Raw genomic sequence first — 362 nt, forward strand, 5'->3', positions numbered from 1 at the left:
GGAAAGCATGGAGCCCGTCTCCACCTGGCTGAATGATGCCGAAACTGCTCTCCGGCACCTCGTTCCAGGCGCCGAGAGGGCGCCCAGCGGTTCGGAGACGACCAGGCGAGTGTCCTCGGAGATGTCCCGCAGGAACGCGGCATCAGGGTGGAGCACACGCAGGGCGCCCACCTTGGTGCTGAAATACAACGACCGCGAGCGGTCCTCGCTGGAGTAGCGGAAGGCCCATACGCGTTCCCCGTCGGCCACCGCGAAGGACATCTGCAGCGGGTAGCGGGTGCCGTGCGCGACCCCCACCTAAATGGTTCGATGGCGGCCCAGGTGATCAGACAGCGATCTGGTGCCCGTTGAGCGCCGCGAGG

General features: G+C 66.6%; 1 pseudogene. It reads right to left on the reverse strand.

The window, feature by feature from the left end:
- Positions 1-294 (reverse strand): annotated as a pseudogene (locus TN53_RS48975) (class II glutamine amidotransferase); the annotation flags it as partial.
- Positions 295-362: the final 68 nt, after the last annotated feature.

Origin of the sequence: Streptomyces sp. WM6386 (assembly GCF_000972385.1) — a bacterium.
In the GTDB taxonomy this organism is placed as follows: domain Bacteria; phylum Actinomycetota; class Actinomycetes; order Streptomycetales; family Streptomycetaceae; genus Streptomyces.